This is a genomic window from Devosia polycyclovorans (genome assembly GCF_042181575.1).
In the GTDB taxonomy this organism is placed as follows: Bacteria; Pseudomonadota; Alphaproteobacteria; order Rhizobiales; family Devosiaceae; genus Devosia; species Devosia polycyclovorans.
The window spans coordinates 1,542,351-1,559,523 of record NZ_CP170082.1 but is presented as its reverse complement, the minus strand read 5'-3'; the positions used below and the strand labels follow the sequence as shown (position 1 = coordinate 1,559,523).

Here is a 17,173-nt window from a genome sequence, read left to right as displayed (position 1 = left end):
GCTTCACAACCCGACCAAAGTGGACTTCGCCCTTGCGCCGGCGACATAGACTTCGACAATGGCGCGGTCGTCGCCCATTGTCTGGAGCAGGAAGAGCTCTTCGGCCAAAGTCTGCACGCTCGCCGACCGCATGCGCATGGTGGGAGTTGCACTGGCATCGAGCACGATCAGATCGGCAGCATGCCCCGGTTCGATGGAACCAATGGTGTCACCAAGGCCTAGCGCTTCGGCGTTACCGCGCGTGGCCATGTGGAACGAGGCGAATGGATTGAGCCTCTGCCCGCGCAATTGCAGGACCTTATAGCCCTCATCGAGCGTGCGCAGCATGGAGAGGCTTGTTCCCCCGCCGATATCGGTGGCGATCCCCACGCGGACGCCATTGTTCACAAGCCGCTCCCAATCGAACAGGCCTGAGCCCAGGAACAGGTTCGAGGTCGGGCAGAACACGGCCACGGCCCCGGTCTCGGCCAGCACACGCGTCTCGCGATGGTTGAGATGGATGCAGTGCCCCAGAAGCGTCTTGGGGCCCAGAAGCGCATAATCCTCATAGATCCCCGTATAGTCCTTGGAGCCTGGATAGAGCGCCATGGAGTAGGCGATCTCGGCGTCGTTCTCGCTCACATGCGTCTGAACGTAGCACTCGGGATGCTCGGCCACGAGGGCGCTGGCCATCTCCATTTGCTCGGGCGACGAGGTAATGGCAAACCGCGGCGAGATGGCGTAAAGCGCTCGGCCACGCCCATGCCACCGGGCAATCAGCGCCGTGGTGTCGTCATAGCCAGACTGAGCCGTATCGCAGAGCCCCTCCGGTGCATTGCGATCCATCAACACCTTGCCGCCGACCATCAGCATGTTGCGGCGCTGCGCTTCGGCAAAGAACGCATCGACCGAGCGCGGATGGCTCGAACAATAGGCCACGGCCGTTGTCGTGCCATGCCGGATCAGCGCGTCATAGAAATCCACCGCCACAGCATCGGCATGACCCTGCTGGGCGAACTTCTGTTCCTCCACAAAGGTGTAGGTGTTCAGCCATTCCAGCAGTGAGCCGGCATAGGAAGCCATCATCTGGCTCTGTACATAATGCAGATGCAGGTCGATGAACCCGGGCATGATCAGGTTTGGGCGGTGATCGATGATGACGGCGCCTGCCGTATTGGTCCCCGCAAAATCCCCAACAGCGACAACAATGCCGTTCTCAAGGGTGACAGATCCGTCGTCCAGATACAGATAGCTCTCAGCGTCATCGATGGACTGGGGCGCCCGATTGAAACTGAGCACACGCCCCCGCAGAATTGTCCGGGTCATGATCCAGACCCTTCACGGTACCATTCGACCAGCAGGGCCCGCTCGGCGCCGGTCATTTCGGTGACATTGCCCGGCGGCATGGCATGGCTCCAACCAGCCTGAATGGCGATTTCATGCGCGTGATTGGCGATGGCAATGTCATTATCAAGAATGAGGTTCTTGGGCGCCTGATAGACGCCTTCCCAAACCGGTTCGGCCGTATGGCACATGGCGCAGCGCGTTTGCACTGCAAGGCTGGCGGAGGCAAAATGCTCGGTGGCCATAAAGCGCGCGCCGGTTGCGGTGACCAGCGTTTCGCTCTCTGCTTCAGGCAGTCTTGGCGACGTCGACAGCCAGGCGATGATCAGCATCAGCACAACGGCCACGCCCCAAGTCCAGTGCGGGTTGCCCTTCCGCGCATGGCGGGTGTTGAAATAATGGCGGACGACGACGCCAACCAGAAAGATCAGCGACGCGATGATCCAGTTCCACTGCGTGGCGAAGGCCAGGGGATAGTGGCTCGAGAGCATGAAGAAGACGACCGGCAGCGTCAGGTAGTTGTTATGCAGGCTTCGCTGCTTGGCGATTTTGCCATACTTGGCATCTGGCACCCGCCCTGCCTTGAGATCCGCTACCACGATCCGCTGGTTGGGGATGATGATCATGGCCACGTTTGCGGTCATGATGGTGGCGGTGAAGGCGCCCATATGCAGCATCGCCGCGCGGCCGGTGAAGAGCTGTGTGTAACCCCAGCTCATCGCCACCAGAATGACGAACAGCACCAGCATCAGGCCCGTGGTCGACTTCCCGATGGGGGATTTGCAAAGCGCATCATAGAGCAGCCAGCCCAGCACGATCGAGCCTGCGGACAACAGGATCGCCACCCAGCTCGGTACGTCGAGCACATTGCGGTCAACTAGGAACAGGTCGGCCCCAACGTAATAGAGCAACACCAGCAGTATCGCGCCGCTCAACCAAGTGGCGTAACTCTCCCATTTGAACCAGGTCAGGTGCTCGGGCAGGAATTCGGGCGCCACCAGATATTTCTGGATGTGATAGAAACCACCCCCATGCACCTGCCATTCCTCGCCATGGGCGAGCGGCGGCAGGCTGGGGGGTTTCCTGAGACCCAGATCAAGAGCGATGAAGTAGAAGGACGAGCCGATCCAGGCGATGGCTGTCACGACATGCAGCCAGCGCGCTGCAAACATCGCCCATTCATAAAATACTGCCAGATCGCCCATCTCTGTCTCCGTCCTGTCTTTTCCCCTCAGGGAGACGCAAAAAGGGCGGGCGTGCGCCCGCCCCCTCATTTCGCAACCAGTGCCTATCAGGCCGGCGGAATGACGCCTTCGACATACCAGTCCATGCTGAGCAGTTCGGCATCTGTCAGAGTCACGCCAGCCGGCACCTTCTCGGCACCAGTATGGTCGTTGATCGGGCCGGTGAAGATGTTGAACGAACCATCGATCTGGCCATTCTTGACCGCTTCGGCGGCGGCAACGACGTCAGCCGGGATGGACTCGTTATAGGGCCCGATCTGCACTTCGCCTTCCTTGAGACCTGGCCAGCTATCCTTGCTCTCCCAGGTGCCGTCGATCACTGCTTGGGCGGTCTTGACATAGTGCGGACCCCAGTTGTCGATGATCGAGGTCAGCTGGGCCTTGGGGGCGAAGGCGCTCATATCGGCGCCCTGGCCGAAACCACCCACAATGCCGCGCTCTTCGGCGACCTGCAGGGCAGCCGGACCGTCGGTGTGCTGGGTGATGATGTCAATGCCCTGGTCGATCATGGCGCGGGCAGCGTCGGCTTCCTTGGCCGGGTCGTTCCAGGTCGAGATATAGACCGGGGTGATGGTGAATTCGGGATTCACCTTGCGGGCGGCGAGCACGAAGGAATTGATGCCCATCACCACTTCCGGGATCGGGAACGAGCCGATATAGCCCGCCTTGCCGGTCTTGGAGAGATGGCCGGCAATGGTGCCGCAAACGGCACGGCCTTCATGGAAGCGCGCATTGTAGGTGCCGACATTGGCCGAGCGCATATATCCTGTGGCGTGCTCGAAGGTGATGTCTGGGAACTGTTCGGCAACCTTGATCACCGAATCGCCGAAGCCGAAGCTGGTGGCGAAGATCAGTTTGCAGCCCTGCTGGGCCAGTTCACGCAGTACGCGCTCGCAGTCCGGGCCTTCCGGCACGTTCTCCACATAGACGGTCTCGACCGCATCGCCGAGCTGCTCTTCGAGATAGAGCCGGCCCTGATTATGGGCATAGTTCCAGCCATTGTCGTTGATGGTGCCAACCAGGACAAAGCCGACCTTGAGCGGCTCGGTCTGGGCAAAGGCCTTGGAGCCCAGCAGCGGAAGAGCCGCAGCGGCACCACCGATCTTGAGCAGGTTACGACGGTTGAGGGTCATCTGTTCTCTCCTGAATGACGTCCATTGTTCATCGAAACGGTCGTTTTGCGCCGTCTCAATTACTGGGCAAGAACGGCCTGCCGAGACAGGCCGGAGCATTGGTAGAGGCGTCGCGGCGAATTGATATCAGCACCAGCACCACGACGGTGGCAAGATAGGGCATGGCCGCCCAGAGTTCGGCCGGGATTGCGGACAAGGGTCCGCCACCTGCCTTGGCGTAGAGTTCCATGGTCATGACCAGGCCGAAAAGGTACGCTCCGGCCAACAGGCGGAACGGCTTCCAGCTGGCAAAAACCACCAGCGCAACCGCGATCCACCCGCGCCCGGCAGTCATGCGTTCGGCCCATTGGGGGGTCAAGAGCAGCGGGAAGCATGCGCCAGCGATGCCCGCCATGGCCCCGCCAAAGGCCACCGCGGCATAGCGCACGCCGACTACCGAATAGCCGATTGAATGGGCCGACTGGTCATTCTCGCCAACTGCCCGCAGGATCAGGCCTGCCCGGGTCTTTCTGAGAAACCACCAGACGGCAAGGACCATCGCAAAGGCGAAATAAACCAGAGCCGAATAGCCGAACAGCACGCGCCACAAGGGGTGAGTTGCCAGCTCGGCGGGAAACAGCGGGCCCAGCAGGGTAACCGGGCGCGCCGAATAGCCCTGCCCTGCCAGCGCGGAAAAACCGGTGCCAAATATGGTAAGAGCCAAGCCTGTCGCGGTCTGATTGGCAGAAAGGCTAAGGGTCAGGAAGCCGAAGATCATGGACGTCGCCACCCCGGCCGCCGCTGCCAGCAGAATGGCGAGATAGTGGTTGCCCGTCGCAAAGACGATGACAAAGCCGGTGATGGCCCCGACCAGCATCATCCCTTCCACGCCCAGATTGAGCACACCGGATTTCTCGACCACCAGTTCGCCCAGTGCTGCAATCAGTATCGGCGTTGATGCACCCACAACGGTGACAATAATGGCGATGGTGAGTTCCAGGCTCATGCGCGCGCCTCCGGCTGGGGCACGACCCGCTTGATGCGATAGCGGACCAGAATGTCCCCGGCGAGCAGGAAGAACAGCATCATGGCCTGGAAAACACCGGTGGCCGAATTGGAGAGGCCAATCGTGGTCTGCGCCACCTCGCCGCCAACAAAGGTTATCGCCATGACGATACCGGCAAAGATCACGCCGAACGGATTGAGCCGCCCCAGGAAGGCAACGATGATGGCGGTGAAGCCATAATTGGTGGGAAAGCCCGGCACCATGCGCTGGAACGGGCCGGCGACCTCAAGCATCCCGGCAAACCCCGCCAGGCCTCCGCTGACCAGCAGTGCCAGCCATATGGTCTTGTTTTCCGAGAAGCCGCCATAGCGCGCCGCATGCGGTGCCGCGCCCACAACACGCATCTGGTAGCCGAATACCGAGCGCGACATGATGAACCAGGCTATCAGCGCCACGATGATGGCGATGGGCACCCCAGCATGCACGATGGTGCCAGGAATGATGTTGGGCAGCAGTGCCTCGCTGGCGAAACGCCGCGTCTGCGGAAATCCCATGCCCATCGGATCTTTCCAGGGCGCGCGGACGAGATAGTAGATCAGCTGCACTGACGCATAAGTCAGCATCAGCGAAGTGAGGATTTCATTGACGTTGAGCCGGGTCTTGAGCAGCGCGGGGATCGCGGCATAGGCTGCCCCACCGAGAACGCCTGCAATCATCATCACCGGCAAGGTCCACCAGCCGCCCATGCCGTGGCTGGCAAGCGCCACCCAGGTCGCGGCGAGCCCGCCCATGATGTACTGGCCCTCAGCACCAATATTCCAGACATTGGCACGATAGGCGATGGACAGCCCCACGCCGATGATGATTAGCGGGGCGGCTTTGACGCCCAGATCCTGCCACTTATAGGCATTCGTTAGCGGCGTCAGGAAGATCTCCCGCACCGCACCTATGCCGTTAAACCCGATGGCGGAAAAGATGATGGCGCCGATGACCATTGTCAGGGCGACCGCCGCCACCGGGGTGGCGTAGAGCATGAAGCGTGACGGTTCGCGGCGTTTTTCCAGGCGGTACTGCATCAGGCTGCCTCCTCGCCATGCACACCACCCATCAGCAGTCCGATTTCCTCAACGCTGAAGTCGCCGATCGGCCGGCTTTCGCTCAGCCGTCCCAGATTGATCACCGCAAGCGTATCACTGAGCGCCCGCAACTCATCCAGATCCTGGCTGATGACCACGATGGCCGACCCGGCCGCAGCCAAATCGACCAGCGCCTGGTGTATTGCGGCCGCCGCCCCGGCATCGACACCCCAGGTCGGCTGGCTGACCACCAGCACCGTCGGCTTTTGCAGGATTTCCCTGCCCATGATGTACTTTTGGAGATTTCCGCCCGAAAGCGAACCGGCCGTCGCCGCCGGACCAAGCGCTTTGACCGCAAAATCGGCAATCACGCGGCCAGTATAGGTCTTGGCGGCGCCCGAGTTGATCAGCCCCATGACCACCATGCCCAAACGGTCACGGGCTGTCAGCACTGAATTGTCCGACAGGCTGAAATCACCCACGGCTGCATGGCCATTGCGCTCTTCGGGCACCGCGCACAGACCGTGCCTGCGACGCTCGGTGGTGTCCATCAGCCCGATACCGAGCCCATCGATGCTGATGGCATCGCGCTCATCGCCCTTGACCTCGCCCGAAAGCGCATCAAGCAAGGCATTCTGCCCATTGCCGGCAACCCCAGCGATGCCCAGGATTTCCCCCGAATGCACGGTGAAGCTGACATTGTCCACCGGCACTTCGAAATGACCAGTCTTGCTGGTGGTCAACCCGTTCACCACCAGCCTCGGCTCTCCAAAACTGCGTCCCTCTGGCTTGACGATGTCCTTGAGCCCCGCGCCGATCATCTTTTCGGCCATGGAGCGGCTGGTTTCTTCCTTGGGATTGCATGTGTCGACGAGCTTGCCGCCGCGCAGAATGGTAGCCGTGTCGCACAAGGCTTTGATTTCATGCAGTTTGTGGGAGATGTAGAGGATTGAGCAACCCTCGCTGGCCAATTGCCGTAACACCGTGAAGAGCTGATCGACCTCCTGCGGCGTAAGCACCGAAGTCGGCTCGTCCATGATCAGGAGCTTTGGGTTGAGCAGCAGGGCGCGAACGATTTCGATCCGCTGCTGTTCACCTACCGAGAGCGTCGCCACGGTGCGGTGCGGGTCCAGGGTCAGGCCATAGGTGTGCATGACCTCGCGTATCCGCGCTTCCAGCTCACGCGAAGGGATCTTCGCATCCATACCCAGAGCAATGTTCTCCAGCACGGTCAGCGCTTCGAACAGCGAAAAATGCTGGAACACCATGCCGATGCCGAGCCGGCGCGCCGCCTTTGGATTGGGCACGATCACCGGCTGGCCATTCCAGCGGATTTCTCCGCTATCAGGCTGCATGATGCCGTAGATCATCTTGACCAGGGTGGACTTGCCCGCACCGTTCTCGCCCAACAGAGCGTGAATCTCACCCGGCTTGACGGCAAACGACACATGATCATTGGCCAATACGCCGGGAAACTGCTTGGTGATGCCGCTCAACTCGAGCCGGTTGGGCATATCAAAATCCACTCGTCACCCCCGCATGATTGGGGGTGGACACCTGCCCGACTGAAACTTCCCTTTCCCCAATGTGGACCAAAATTTCAGCCGCCGCCAGTGCCGCAATGACTGAAGGCCGTTTATCCCCAAGCCCTTGCCCGCCAATTGGTAAGGTCAGCCGGGACAGCGCCGCAAGGTCGTCACCCTGGTCGGCATACCAACTCGCAAACTTGGCACGCTTGGTCTTTGACCCCACCATGCCGACATAAGGGCTGTCGGCGCGGGCCAGGGCTTCCCTTGCGATAAGGAAATCAAGCGCGTGATCGTGGGTCAGGATCACATAGGCGCTGCCCACTGGTGCAGACCGCACCACCGCCTCCGGCATGGCCACCCGTCGATGAGGAATGCCGGCCGGCAACGCATCCAGCTCCTCCTGCCGCGTGTCGATGACTTCAAGTTTGACCGGCAGGAGCGACAGGATTTGCGCGAGCACGCGCCCCACATGCCCGGCGCCGAAGATATAGACGTGAGGCAGTGTCGTGAAGTCTTTTGTCAATCGCACCAGAAGGTTGCGTCGCAATTCAGTGTCGGCCCGAAGCAGTGAGACCTTGACCCTGCCGCCGCAGCATTGCCCGATTTCGGGCCCCAGTGGCACCTCCATCTCTTCCTCGGCGCGGTCCTGAGCGATCAGACGGCGCGCGTGATCGATGACCATGTATTCGAGCGCGCCGCCACCGATAGTGCCCAGGATGGCGTCCTGGCCTACCAACATGAACGTTCCCTGCTCGCGCGGCGAAGAGCCACGGACCGAAGTCAATTCGCAGGCAATCGCTTCGGGATTGGCGGCGAAAAAGGCTTCGAGCGCGGCTGGGGTCATCATGTCAGGTACCCAGGCTCTTCAGGCGCTCAACCCCCATCAACACCCGCTCGGGCGTGACCGGGGTATCGAGCTGGGGTGCGTGACGGTAGTTGGCGACGCTGGCCACGGCCATGCCGAGCGCCTCGACCACGCTGATCGCCAGCATGAAGGGCGGTTCGCCCACTGCCTTGGATCGGCCAATTGTTGGTTCGCGGTTGACCGACCATTCGGCGATCTTGACGTTGAAAACCGGCGGCACATCGGAGGCCAGGGGAATCTTGTAGGTAGACGGCGCATGGGTGCGAAGCTGCCCTTTGTCGTCCCAAACAAGCTCTTCGGTGGTGAGCCAGCCCATGCCCTGAATGAACCCGCCTTCGATTTGCCCCAGATCGACTGCCGGATTCAGCGACTTGCCGACGTCATGCAGAATATCGACGCGGTCGACAGTGTATTCGCCCGTGAGGGTATCGATGGTGACTTCGCTGACCGAGGCGCCATACGCGAAATAGTAAAAGGGATGCCCGCGACCGGTGGCGCGATCCCAGTGTATTTTCGGGGTCTTGTAAAAGCCCGCAGCCGAAAGCTGCACCCGGTTCATATAGGCCGAAGCAGCCAGCTCGGCGAAGGGAATGTGCTTCTCTCCGACATCGAGACCGCCGGTCACCCAACGGCAATCGGCCTCATCGGCGTCGTAGAGCTTGGCGGCATGGGCCAGCATTCGAGTTTTAATCTGTTCGCAGGCGTCCCAGGCAGCCATGCCGTTGAGGTCTGAACCGGACGAAGCCGCAGTCGCCGAGGTATTCGGCACCTTGCCGGTCGAGGTCGCCATGATCTTGACGGTGTCGAGGTTGACCCCGAAGGCTTCGGCCACAACCTGGGCCACTTTGACATAGAGCCCCTGCCCCATCTCCGTGCCGCCGTGGCTCAGATGGATCGAACCATCCTTGTACACATGGACCAGGGCGCCGGCCTGATTGTACCAGGTGGCGGTGAACGAGATGCCGAATTTGACGGGTGTCAGGGCAATGCCCTTCTTGAGTACGGTGCTGGACGCGTTGAACTCAAGGATCGCCTTGCGCCGGGTCTTGTAGTCCGAGGACGCTTCCAACTCATCGACCACGCGATGAACGATGTTGTCCTCCACCACCTGATGATAGGGCGTCACATTGTCGGTGTCTGTGCCATAGAAATTGGCCTTGCGGATATCGAGCGGGTCCTTGCCCAGCGCATAGGCAATCTCTTCCACCCAGCGCTCACAGGCCATCATTCCTTGTGGCCCGCCGAAGCCGCGGAACGCGGTGTTGGAGACGGTATTGGTATAAAGTGGTTCGGACCTGACACGGACTGCCGGGTACCAATATGCATTGTCGGCGTGGAACAGGGCACGGTCGGTCACCGGCCCGGTAAGGTCAGACGAAAAGCCGCCGCGCGCCCCGTAAACGGCGTCAACCGCGAGAATTTTGCCGTTCTCGTCATAGCCTACGTCGTAATCGACAACAAAGTCATGGCGTTTGCCCGTGGCTTGCATGTCGTCGTCACGATCCGGGCGGATCTTGCAGGCCCGGTTCCACTTCTTGGCCGCCAGCGCCGCAACGGCAGCGAAGAGATTGCCCTGAGTTTCCTTGCCGCCAAAGCCGCCGCCCATGCGCCGCACATTGACGGTCACTGCACTGTGCCGGATGCCCAGCACCTGCGCGACCATCAGCTGCACTTCGCTCGGATGCTGTGTCGAGGAATGGACGGTCACGTCTTCGTCTTCGCCCGGCACGGCAAGCGCAATTTGGCCTTCAAGGTAAAAGTGGTCCTGCCCGCCAATGGCAATGGACCCCTTTACGCGGCGTGACGCGGCAGCAAGTCCGCCATTGACCTCGCCCCGTTCCAGTTTCAAAGGCTCGGTGACGAGCTTGCCACCAACTTCCTGCGCCGCCCGGACATCGGGGATCCAGGGTTTGTCATGATAGTCGATCCTGGCCAGTTGCGCTGCCCGGCGCGCGGCGTCCCGCGTTTCTCCGATCACCGCGAAAAGCGGTTGCCCCCAGAACTGCACTTCGTCGACGGCAAAGATCGGTTCGTCGTGCTTGTGACTCGGGCTGACATCGTTCTCGCCCGGAATATCTTCAGCCGTTAGCACACCAATTACCCCCGGCGCCGACCGCACTGCCTCAAGGTCGATGCCGGCAATCTCGGCATGCGGCCGGGTCGAAAGCCCCAGATAGGCATGCATCGTGCCCAAAGGCTCGATCATGTCGTCGATATATTCGGCGGTGCCGGTGACGTGCTTGGGGCCGCTGTCGTGGCGCGTTGGAGCATGCAATGTCGCAAGAGAGATGTCGCTCTGCTTGTTCATCACGCCACCTCCCGTTTGAGCCGCTCGCTTTGACCCGAGGTTTCAAGGAAAAACCGCTTGAGCAGATTCTGCGCCGCCAGCATTCGATACTGCGCCGAAGCGCGCATATCACTAATCGGCTGGAAATCCTCCGCGAAGAGCGGCGAAACGTTTTCGATTGTTTCCTTCGTCCAGGGCTTGCCGAGCAGTGCCGCCTCGACGGCCTTGGCGCGCTTGGGCGTGGCGGCCATGCCACCAAAGGCGATGCGCGCCATGCCAACGGTGCCAGCGTCATTGACGAAGATGCGGAAGGCACCGCACAGCGCAGAAATATCCTCCTCGCGGCGCTTGGAGATTTTGTAGGTGGCGAATTTCTCGCCTGCCGGCAGCAGCGGGACCGTCACGCTTTCCACGAACTCACCCGGCTGCCGGTCCTGCTCGCCATAGGCCAGGAAGTAATCTTCCAGCTTGATCTCACGGCGATGTTCGCCACGCCTGAGATCGAGCTTGGCGCCGAGCGCGATGAAGGGTGGCGGCGTGTCGCCGATGGGCGAGCCATTGGCAATGTTGCCGCCGATCGTGCCCATGTTGCGAATTTGCTCGCCCGCAATACGATCCCAGAGTTCATTGAGTTCAGGGAAGCTGGCGGCAATGACCGGCAGGGCTTCCGAATAGGACACGCCGGCATAAAAACGCACTTCGCTGGCATTCTCGGCGATGCGCTTGAGTTCCTGCAAATGGCCGATGAAGATCACCGGGCCGATATTGCGCATGAATTTTGTGACCCACAGGCCCACGTCGGTGGACCCGGCGACAATCCGTGCTTCCGGATTAGCTTCGTAGAGAGCAGCAAAATCATCGAGCGAAGCGGGAATGATGATGCGCCGGTCGCCTTCGCCGATTTCGACGCGGCGGCCGTCATGGATCGCCTTGAGCTTGCCTGCAACCGCGATGCGCTCGGCCCAGAGTGGATCGCCCTGCGGCTGGCCATAGGTCCCCATGGCTTCGCCCGCTCGAATGATCGGCGCGTAACCGGTGCAGCGGCAAAGATTGCCCTGCAATGCCTTCTCGATGGCGGAGCGCGACGGATCTGGATTACGCATCCAGAGGCCATAAAGGCTCATGACAAAGCCCGGCGTGCAGAAGCCGCATTGTGAACCATGATGGTCTACCATGGCTTGCTGCACCGGATGCAACTGTCCGTTCTCGCCGCGCAGGTGCTCAATGGTCACCAAATGCGTGCCATGGAGGCTCCCGACAAAACGGATGCAGGCCGTGACCGAGTCATAGACGATCTCGTCGCCCATGAGCCGCCCCACCAGCACCGTGCAGGCGCCGCAATCGCCCTCGGCGCAACCTTCCTTGGAGCCGCGCAGGCGGCGTTCCAGCCGCAGCCAGTCGAGCAGGGTCAGATCGGGCGGCACATCGGTGAGGGTAACTTCCTCGCCATTGAGGAGGAAACGGATGGCGTTGGCGATCTCGACCATGGCTCAACTCCCCCGATAGGTCGAATAGGCGAAGGGACTGACCAACAGCGGTACGTGGTAGTGCTTGTCTTCGGAGATGGTGAAGCGGATCGGTACAACGTCGAGGAACGGCGTTTCCGGCCCGGCCCCGATGCGTTCGAAATATTGCCCGACATGGAAGCGGATTTCGTACTCGCCTTGCTGAAACTCCTCGCTCAGCAATGGCTGGTCCACCCGACCATCGGCATTGGTGTAGCTGTCGAGCAGATGGTGGGTATGATCCCCATGCACATAGTGCAGTTCCAGCCGCATACCACGCGCCGGAGTTCCATGCATGGTGTCCAGAACATGGGTGGTGAGGGCTCCGCCCATCTTGCTGCTCCTATTCGTTCCCCGAGACCACAATAGCACGGGCACTTGCTCTTGATACTCTCAAATTGGGAGCATTATGCTGCCATTTGGGCAGCAATGGAGAGTGACATGGATCCGCGGGCACAATTGGAACGACCGCGCGAACACGCGCTCTCCGCGAGCCTCCTGGCGCGGGTCTTTCACCAGCCGTCCTTGATCTATTTCAATGCTGTCGCCACGCATCTGTCGATCCGAGAAGCAGCGCGACGGCTCGACATCGCTTCCTCCGCAGTAACCCGGCAGGTCGCGCAATTGGAGGACGCGCTGGGCATTGCACTGTTCCTGCGCGAAAAACGGCGCCTTCGACTGTCGCCCGCCGGCGAAATTCTCTTCCGTCATTCGCGCCGGCTAACCGCGCCCATGGAAGCGGCTGTATCGGAAATAGAACTCTTGCGCGGAGTGCGAGCAGGCTCTGTGCGCATTGCGGCCGCCGAAAGCGTGGGGCTGTCGTTCCTACCCGAGCTGATTAGCAATTTTGGCAAGCGCTACCCACGGCTCAATCTCGAGGTTTCCATCACATCCTCTGCCGAGGTGGTCGAGCGCCTTGTGGAGGAGCGCATAGACATCGGCTTCGGCTTCATTGCCAAGCCGCCGCGACAGGTCGATCTGGCCTTCCGACGGGATGTCTCCATTGGCGTCGTCATGGCGCCAGGCCATCCCTTGGCCGAAGCCGGCAGCCTGACCATGGCACATTGCCTTGACCACCCCCTGGCGGTCGGCAAGCCCGAGATTTCCATTCGCGAGGTCATAGAACCCTTCCTGAGATCCTCGGCCAGCATCACCCCGCCTTTGGTCGAGGCGAACTCCATCCGCATGCTGGTGGAACTGGCGCTTGGTGGACACTATGCCTCGATCATGACCCCGATCGGCGCCCAGAACGAGATCGCGGCGGGCCGGCTGGTGTTCCGCCCCCTGCACGATGGCGGCCTGCCCACCAACCGTTTCGGCATTCTGGTCCGCTCCGGCAGTGCACTGCATCTGGCCCCGGCGATTTTCTTCGAGCATGCGAAGGCCTATTTTGAGGCCCTGTCCCTGCCAGGCGCCGTCTAGCCCCCACAGATGCCGGTTGGCTTGACATTCATTCATGATCAGCTATGAATTTAATTCATAGCCAACGATGAATGAATTGCCGTGACCCAGCAACAGGACATTGTCTTCCGCTCGCTATCCGACCCGACCCGGCGAGCGATATTCGAGCGGCTCTGCAAAGAAGGCGAGCAGACCGTTGGCATGCTGACCAGCGGCGCCGGGGTGGCCCAGCCGACCGTGTCCAAGCACCTCGCAGTGCTCAAAGAGGCGGGGCTGGTGCGAGATCGGCATGAAGGCCGGCAGACCCATTACACGGCGCAAATCCAGGCCCTTCGCCCCCTGATGGATTGGACCAGGGAAATGACCAATTTCTGGGAGGGTCGGCTCGACGCCCTCGAAGATTTGCTGACAAGGATCGACCAGTGACTTTTTCTCGTTTCAACCGCAGTTTCCATCGGTGGGCCTCCATCGTCTTCACCCTGACGGTGGCCGCCAATTTCGTCGCCATCGGCTTTCTGGGTCAGGCCGGCGTGCCGCCAATCATCACCTATTCACCCCTGCTACCGCTGTTTCTGCTGCTCGGTTCGGGCCTGTTCATGCTCTTCCAGCACTATTTCGGCCGCCGCCGCACCGGTTTGACCAATGCCTGAGAACAAAGCCAAACGCCCGCCGCTGAAGCCCGGGCCGGACGGAATTGTCCGGCTTGCTGGTGGCAATCCACAGATTGCCAAGGGCTATGGGGACGAAGTGGTGCAGCGCTACATCGCCGCCATGCCCGGTTGGCAGAAGGATGTGGGCCGCAAACTCGATACTATTATCGAAAAGGCCATCCCGAACGTGCAGAAGGCCGTCAAATGGAACACGCCATTCTATGGACTGGAGCAGGACGTCTATTTCGTCAGCTATCACTGCATGACCAAATACGTGAAAGTCGCCTTCCACAATGGCGCCGGTCTTGAACCCAAGCCTCCGGGCACCTCCAAGCAGGCCAAGGTGCGCTATCTCGATATTTATGAGAACGAGGCATTGGACGAAGATCAGTTCGCCGACTGGGTAAAGCAGGCCAGCCAATTGCCTGGCGAAAAGCTGTGAGGATTAGGCCATGACTTTTTCAAAGAACAGCGCGGCCGATCTGGCCACAGGCGCCACGCCGGCAGAACTGATTGACAAGCGCATTGCCGATCTGCCCGACTGGCGCGGGGAAAAACTGGCCCATATCCGCAAGCTGATCCATGAGGCCCTGCCCGATGTGGTCGAGGAGTGGAAATGGGGCAAGCCGGTCTGGTCGCATAACGGCATTCTGTGTACCGGCGAGGTCTATAAAGCTGCGGTGAAGACCACATTTCCCAAGGGCGCCGCGCTTGAGAACCCCGACCGGCTATTCAACTCAAGCCTTGAAGGCGATGTCCGTCGTGCCATCGACTTCTTTGAGGGCGAAGCGATTGACGAAACAGCTTTCAAGAGCCTGATAAGAGCCGCAGCTGCCGCCAATGGCGAAGCCGCCGTCAAGAAATCCAGGATGTAGGTACCGCTGGTATGACCACCGCCACTCAAACCCGCACCGTCGTGGTGGAGCGCGAAATCCCCCAGCCGGCCGGAAAAGTCTGGAAAGCCCTGACCCAGTCGCATCTGATCTCCGAATGGCTGATGCACAATGATTTCGATCTCAAGGTCGGACACAAGTTCAAGCTGCGCGGCGAATGGGGCGGTGTGCTCGATTGCGAGGTGCTCTCGATAGAGCCCGAGAGATCCCTGTCCTACGCCTGGAATCACGACAATGATGACCCGCTCTACGCCCTGAAAAGCGTAGTCACCTACACACTGACCCCTACCGCCGCCGGTACCCATCTCAAGGTCGAACAGACTGGATTCCGCCCGGAGCAGAAGCAGGCTTATGGCGGCGCGCATGCCGGCTGGAAGCAGTTTCTGGCCAAGCTGGAAAAACTTGTCGGCGCGCGCCCTTCCTCTTGATAAGGCGGGGATGGTTTGCCGGTTGCAACGGAACCACCCTAGCGCCCCACCCCTGCTTCTGCTTACCATCGGGTGTCCCGCCTGACGTTGAAGAGACCTCCCGATGAACCGATACCCCCGCGACATGCACGGCTATGGCCGCAACGTTCCTCACGCCAATTGGCCAGGTGGCGCTCATGTCGCGGTGCAATTCGTGCTCAACTACGAAGAGGGCGGGGAGAACAATATTCTGCATGGCGATGATGCGTCTGAAGCCTTTCTGGTTGACGTATTGGGCGCTGCACCCTGGCCGAACCAGCGCCATGCCAATGTTGAGAGCATGTATGAATATGGAGCCCGCGCCGGGTTTTGGCGCCTGCATCGCCTGTTCACCGAGGCCCATTTGCCGGTCACGATCTATGGCGTCGCCACGGCCTTGATGCGGGCACCTGCTCAGCTTGCGGCGATGCAAGAGGCCGGCTGGGAGATCGCCAGCCACGGGCTGAAATGGGTGCAGCACAAGGATATGCCGGCGGTCGAGGAAAGCGCCCAGATCGCCGAAGCCGTTCGGCTGCATACCATTGCCACCGGCTCGCGCCCGCTCGGCTGGTACACGGGCCGTTCGAGCCTCAACACGGTCGACCTGGTGGCCGACTATGGTGGCTTTGCCTATATCTCAGACACTTACGACGACGACTTGCCCTATTGGAAGGTCGTTGGTGGCAAGCCACAGCTGATCATTCCCTATACGTTGAGCGCCAATGACATGCGCTTTGTCACGGCCCCCGGCTTCGACACTGGCGAGGAGTATTTCACCTTCCTCAAGGACAGCTTCGACTGCCTTTATGCAGAAGGTCAGGCCGGATCACCCAAGATGATGTCGGTTGGCCTGCATTGTCGCTTGGTCGGCCAGCCCGGCCGCTATCAGGGCCTCAAGAAATTCATCGACTATATCAAGACCTTCGACAAGGTCTGGGTCCCCACGCGTCTCGACATCGCTCGGCATTGGGCCAAGGAACACCCTCACGAGGCTCCGGAGGTGATCCCGAGCCAGCTCGACAAGGCCGAATTCGTGGCCCGTTATGGCTCCATATTCGAACACTCGCCCTGGATTGCAGAACGCGCTTGGGAAGCCGAAATGAGCCCGGCCAATGACACGGCCATCGGGCTGCATTTTGCCTTGCGCAGCCAGTTTCGAATGGCAACGCCTGAAGAGCGGCTGGCCGTTCTGCGCGCCCATCCCGATCTCGCCGGAAAGCTCGCGGCCGCCAAGCGCCTGACTGCCGAGTCGACTGCCGAACAGGCTTCCGCAGGTCTCGATGCGCTGACCGATGATGAGCGCAACAGGTTCACGGCGCTCAACAATGCCTATGTCGAAAAATTCGGCTTTCCCTTCATCATAGCAGTGCGCGATCACACCAAGGCGTCGATCCTGGACAATTTCGAGCAGCGCATTGCCAATACGGCAGCCGAGGAGTTTGCGGCCGCTTGCGCGCAAGTAGAGAGGATTGCTCTGCTGCGACTTCAGGCGGTCCTGCCTTAGTGGTCGCGGCCGCCGGCCCAGTCCTCGTCCCGTCCGAAGCCGAAAACGATGGCCAGCACAGCGAGCCAAGGCAGGTTGTGCTGCACCCAATGGTGCGGGGAAACGCCAATACTGAGCAACACGTGACGCATGATCCCTCGACCATAGCGCCAAGTGTTGAAAAATGGGTAACCTTAACGATCAGCGAGCCGGAAAACCGTTTCTAGCTGAAGGTCTGGTCAATGGCCTTGAGCATGCCGTTCGAGGCCACCGCCATCTGCTCGGCTGATGGCTCCCATTGCGCGAGCCACCGGGAAGGAAGCTGCGCAGAGCCTAGGATTGGCGAAGGAGGT

General features: G+C 60.6%; 18 protein-coding genes. 7 read left to right on the top strand and 11 right to left on the bottom strand.

Annotation, left to right across the window (positions count from 1 at the left end; genetic code table 11):
* Positions 1–3 precede the first annotated feature (3 nt).
* The 10 genes from guaD to uraH form a co-directional block, all read right to left on the bottom strand.
* Entirely contained in the window at positions 4–1,305 is a 1,302-nt protein-coding gene (guaD, locus tag ACE4RL_RS07850; RefSeq protein WP_375599943.1) for a guanine deaminase, read from the bottom strand.
* A complete protein-coding gene (locus ACE4RL_RS07845) occupies positions 1,302–2,528 on the bottom strand; it encodes a urate hydroxylase PuuD (protein WP_375599942.1) in 1,227 nt (408 codons plus the stop codon). Before ACE4RL_RS07845 ends, guaD begins: the two co-directional genes overlap by 4 nt.
* Before the next feature lie 86 nt (positions 2,529–2,614).
* On the bottom strand, positions 2,615–3,700 hold the full coding sequence (locus tag ACE4RL_RS07840; RefSeq protein ID WP_375599941.1) for a BMP family ABC transporter substrate-binding protein: 1,086 nt from the start codon (positions 3,698–3,700) through the stop codon (positions 2,615–2,617).
* A 55-nt stretch (positions 3,701–3,755) separates the two neighbouring features.
* Complete coding sequence (locus ACE4RL_RS07835; protein WP_375600253.1) at positions 3,756–4,679, bottom strand: ABC transporter permease; 924 nt, start codon at positions 4,677–4,679, stop codon at positions 3,756–3,758.
* 2 nt (positions 4,680–4,681) lie between these two features.
* The gene (locus ACE4RL_RS07830; protein WP_375599940.1) at positions 4,682–5,761 is read right to left on the bottom strand and encodes an ABC transporter permease; all 1,080 of its coding nucleotides are present in this window, start codon (positions 5,759–5,761) and stop codon (positions 4,682–4,684) included.
* The gene (locus ACE4RL_RS07825; RefSeq protein WP_375599939.1) at positions 5,761–7,275 is read right to left on the bottom strand and encodes an ABC transporter ATP-binding protein; all 1,515 of its coding nucleotides are present in this window, start codon (positions 7,273–7,275) and stop codon (positions 5,761–5,763) included. The genes ACE4RL_RS07830 and ACE4RL_RS07825 overlap by 1 nt, the downstream gene beginning before the upstream one ends.
* Position 7,276: 1 nt before the next feature.
* Positions 7,277–8,137, bottom strand: a complete 861-nt coding sequence (gene xdhC, locus ACE4RL_RS07820; RefSeq protein ID WP_375599938.1) for a xanthine dehydrogenase accessory protein XdhC — start codon at positions 8,135–8,137, stop codon at positions 7,277–7,279.
* A 1-nt stretch (position 8,138) separates the two neighbouring features.
* On the bottom strand, positions 8,139–10,463 hold the full coding sequence (xdhB, locus tag ACE4RL_RS07815) for a xanthine dehydrogenase molybdopterin binding subunit (protein WP_375599937.1): 2,325 nt from the start codon (positions 10,461–10,463) through the stop codon (positions 8,139–8,141).
* Positions 10,463–11,929 (bottom strand): xanthine dehydrogenase small subunit, encoded by a 1,467-nt coding sequence (xdhA, locus tag ACE4RL_RS07810; RefSeq protein WP_375599936.1) that lies wholly within the window; start codon positions 11,927–11,929, stop codon positions 10,463–10,465. Before xdhA ends, xdhB begins: the two co-directional genes overlap by 1 nt.
* A 3-nt stretch (positions 11,930–11,932) precedes the next feature.
* Positions 11,933–12,280, bottom strand: coding sequence for a hydroxyisourate hydrolase (uraH, locus tag ACE4RL_RS07805; RefSeq protein WP_375599935.1), 348 nt, complete (start codon positions 12,278–12,280; stop codon positions 11,933–11,935).
* 108 nt (positions 12,281–12,388) lie between these two features.
* Between uraH and ACE4RL_RS07800 the strand changes: the two genes are divergently transcribed.
* From ACE4RL_RS07800 to puuE, 7 genes are all read left to right on the top strand, one after another.
* A complete protein-coding gene (locus tag ACE4RL_RS07800; protein ID WP_375599934.1) occupies positions 12,389–13,369 on the top strand; it encodes a LysR family transcriptional regulator in 981 nt (326 codons plus the stop codon).
* Positions 13,370–13,450: 81 nt separating this feature from the next.
* The gene (locus tag ACE4RL_RS07795; RefSeq protein WP_375599933.1) at positions 13,451–13,774 is read left to right on the top strand and encodes an ArsR/SmtB family transcription factor; all 324 of its coding nucleotides are present in this window, start codon (positions 13,451–13,453) and stop codon (positions 13,772–13,774) included.
* Positions 13,771–13,998: a hypothetical protein gene (locus tag ACE4RL_RS07790; protein WP_375599932.1), complete on the top strand. Its 228-nt coding sequence runs from the start codon at positions 13,771–13,773 to the stop codon at positions 13,996–13,998. Before ACE4RL_RS07795 ends, ACE4RL_RS07790 begins: the two co-directional genes overlap by 4 nt.
* Positions 13,991–14,440 carry a DUF1801 domain-containing protein gene (locus ACE4RL_RS07785; RefSeq protein WP_375599931.1) on the top strand — a complete coding sequence of 150 codons (450 nt, stop codon included), beginning with the start codon at positions 13,991–13,993 and terminating at the stop codon, positions 14,438–14,440. Before ACE4RL_RS07790 ends, ACE4RL_RS07785 begins: the two co-directional genes overlap by 8 nt.
* 10 nt (positions 14,441–14,450) lie before the next feature.
* Positions 14,451–14,873, top strand: a complete 423-nt coding sequence (locus ACE4RL_RS07780) for a DUF1801 domain-containing protein (protein WP_375599930.1) — start codon at positions 14,451–14,453, stop codon at positions 14,871–14,873.
* A gap of 11 nt (positions 14,874–14,884) precedes the next feature.
* Positions 14,885–15,319, top strand: a complete 435-nt coding sequence (locus tag ACE4RL_RS07775; protein WP_375599929.1) for an SRPBCC domain-containing protein — start codon at positions 14,885–14,887, stop codon at positions 15,317–15,319.
* Between the two features lie 103 nt (positions 15,320–15,422).
* Complete coding sequence (gene puuE / locus ACE4RL_RS07770; protein WP_375599928.1) at positions 15,423–16,841, top strand: allantoinase PuuE; 1,419 nt, start codon at positions 15,423–15,425, stop codon at positions 16,839–16,841.
* Here puuE and ACE4RL_RS07765 read toward each other — a convergent pair.
* A complete protein-coding gene (locus tag ACE4RL_RS07765) occupies positions 16,838–16,972 on the bottom strand; it encodes a hypothetical protein (RefSeq protein WP_375599927.1) in 135 nt (44 codons plus the stop codon). The two genes, puuE and ACE4RL_RS07765, sit on opposite strands and share 4 nt — an antisense overlap.
* Positions 16,973–17,173 lie beyond the last annotated feature (201 nt).

Excerpts from the sequence above, each read along its gene's own strand:
- guaD (WP_375599943.1), bottom strand. The coding sequence starts at position 1,305 with ATGACCCGGACAATTCTGCGGGGGCGTGTGCTCAGTTTCAATCGGGCG.
- puuE (WP_375599928.1), top strand. The coding sequence starts at position 15,423 with ATGAACCGATACCCCCGCGACATGCACGGCTATGGCCGCAACGTTCCT.
- ACE4RL_RS07830 (WP_375599940.1), bottom strand. The coding sequence starts at position 5,761 with ATGCAGTACCGCCTGGAAAAACGCCGCGAACCGTCACGCTTCATGCTC.
- ACE4RL_RS07765 (WP_375599927.1), bottom strand. The coding sequence starts at position 16,972 with ATGCGTCACGTGTTGCTCAGTATTGGCGTTTCCCCGCACCATTGGGTG.
- xdhC (WP_375599938.1), bottom strand. The coding sequence starts at position 8,137 with ATGATGACCCCAGCCGCGCTCGAAGCCTTTTTCGCCGCCAATCCCGAA.
- ACE4RL_RS07785 (WP_375599931.1), top strand. The coding sequence starts at position 13,991 with ATGCCTGAGAACAAAGCCAAACGCCCGCCGCTGAAGCCCGGGCCGGAC.
- uraH (WP_375599935.1), bottom strand. The coding sequence starts at position 12,280 with ATGGGCGGAGCCCTCACCACCCATGTTCTGGACACCATGCATGGAACT.
- ACE4RL_RS07825 (WP_375599939.1), bottom strand. The coding sequence starts at position 7,275 with ATGCCCAACCGGCTCGAGTTGAGCGGCATCACCAAGCAGTTTCCCGGC.
- ACE4RL_RS07845 (WP_375599942.1), bottom strand. The coding sequence starts at position 2,528 with ATGGGCGATCTGGCAGTATTTTATGAATGGGCGATGTTTGCAGCGCGC.
- xdhA (WP_375599936.1), bottom strand. The coding sequence starts at position 11,929 with ATGGTCGAGATCGCCAACGCCATCCGTTTCCTCCTCAATGGCGAGGAA.
- ACE4RL_RS07775 (WP_375599929.1), top strand. The coding sequence starts at position 14,885 with ATGACCACCGCCACTCAAACCCGCACCGTCGTGGTGGAGCGCGAAATC.
- ACE4RL_RS07840 (WP_375599941.1), bottom strand. The coding sequence starts at position 3,700 with ATGACCCTCAACCGTCGTAACCTGCTCAAGATCGGTGGTGCCGCTGCG.
- ACE4RL_RS07780 (WP_375599930.1), top strand. The coding sequence starts at position 14,451 with ATGACTTTTTCAAAGAACAGCGCGGCCGATCTGGCCACAGGCGCCACG.
- ACE4RL_RS07800 (WP_375599934.1), top strand. The coding sequence starts at position 12,389 with ATGGATCCGCGGGCACAATTGGAACGACCGCGCGAACACGCGCTCTCC.
- xdhB (WP_375599937.1), bottom strand. The coding sequence starts at position 10,463 with ATGAACAAGCAGAGCGACATCTCTCTTGCGACATTGCATGCTCCAACG.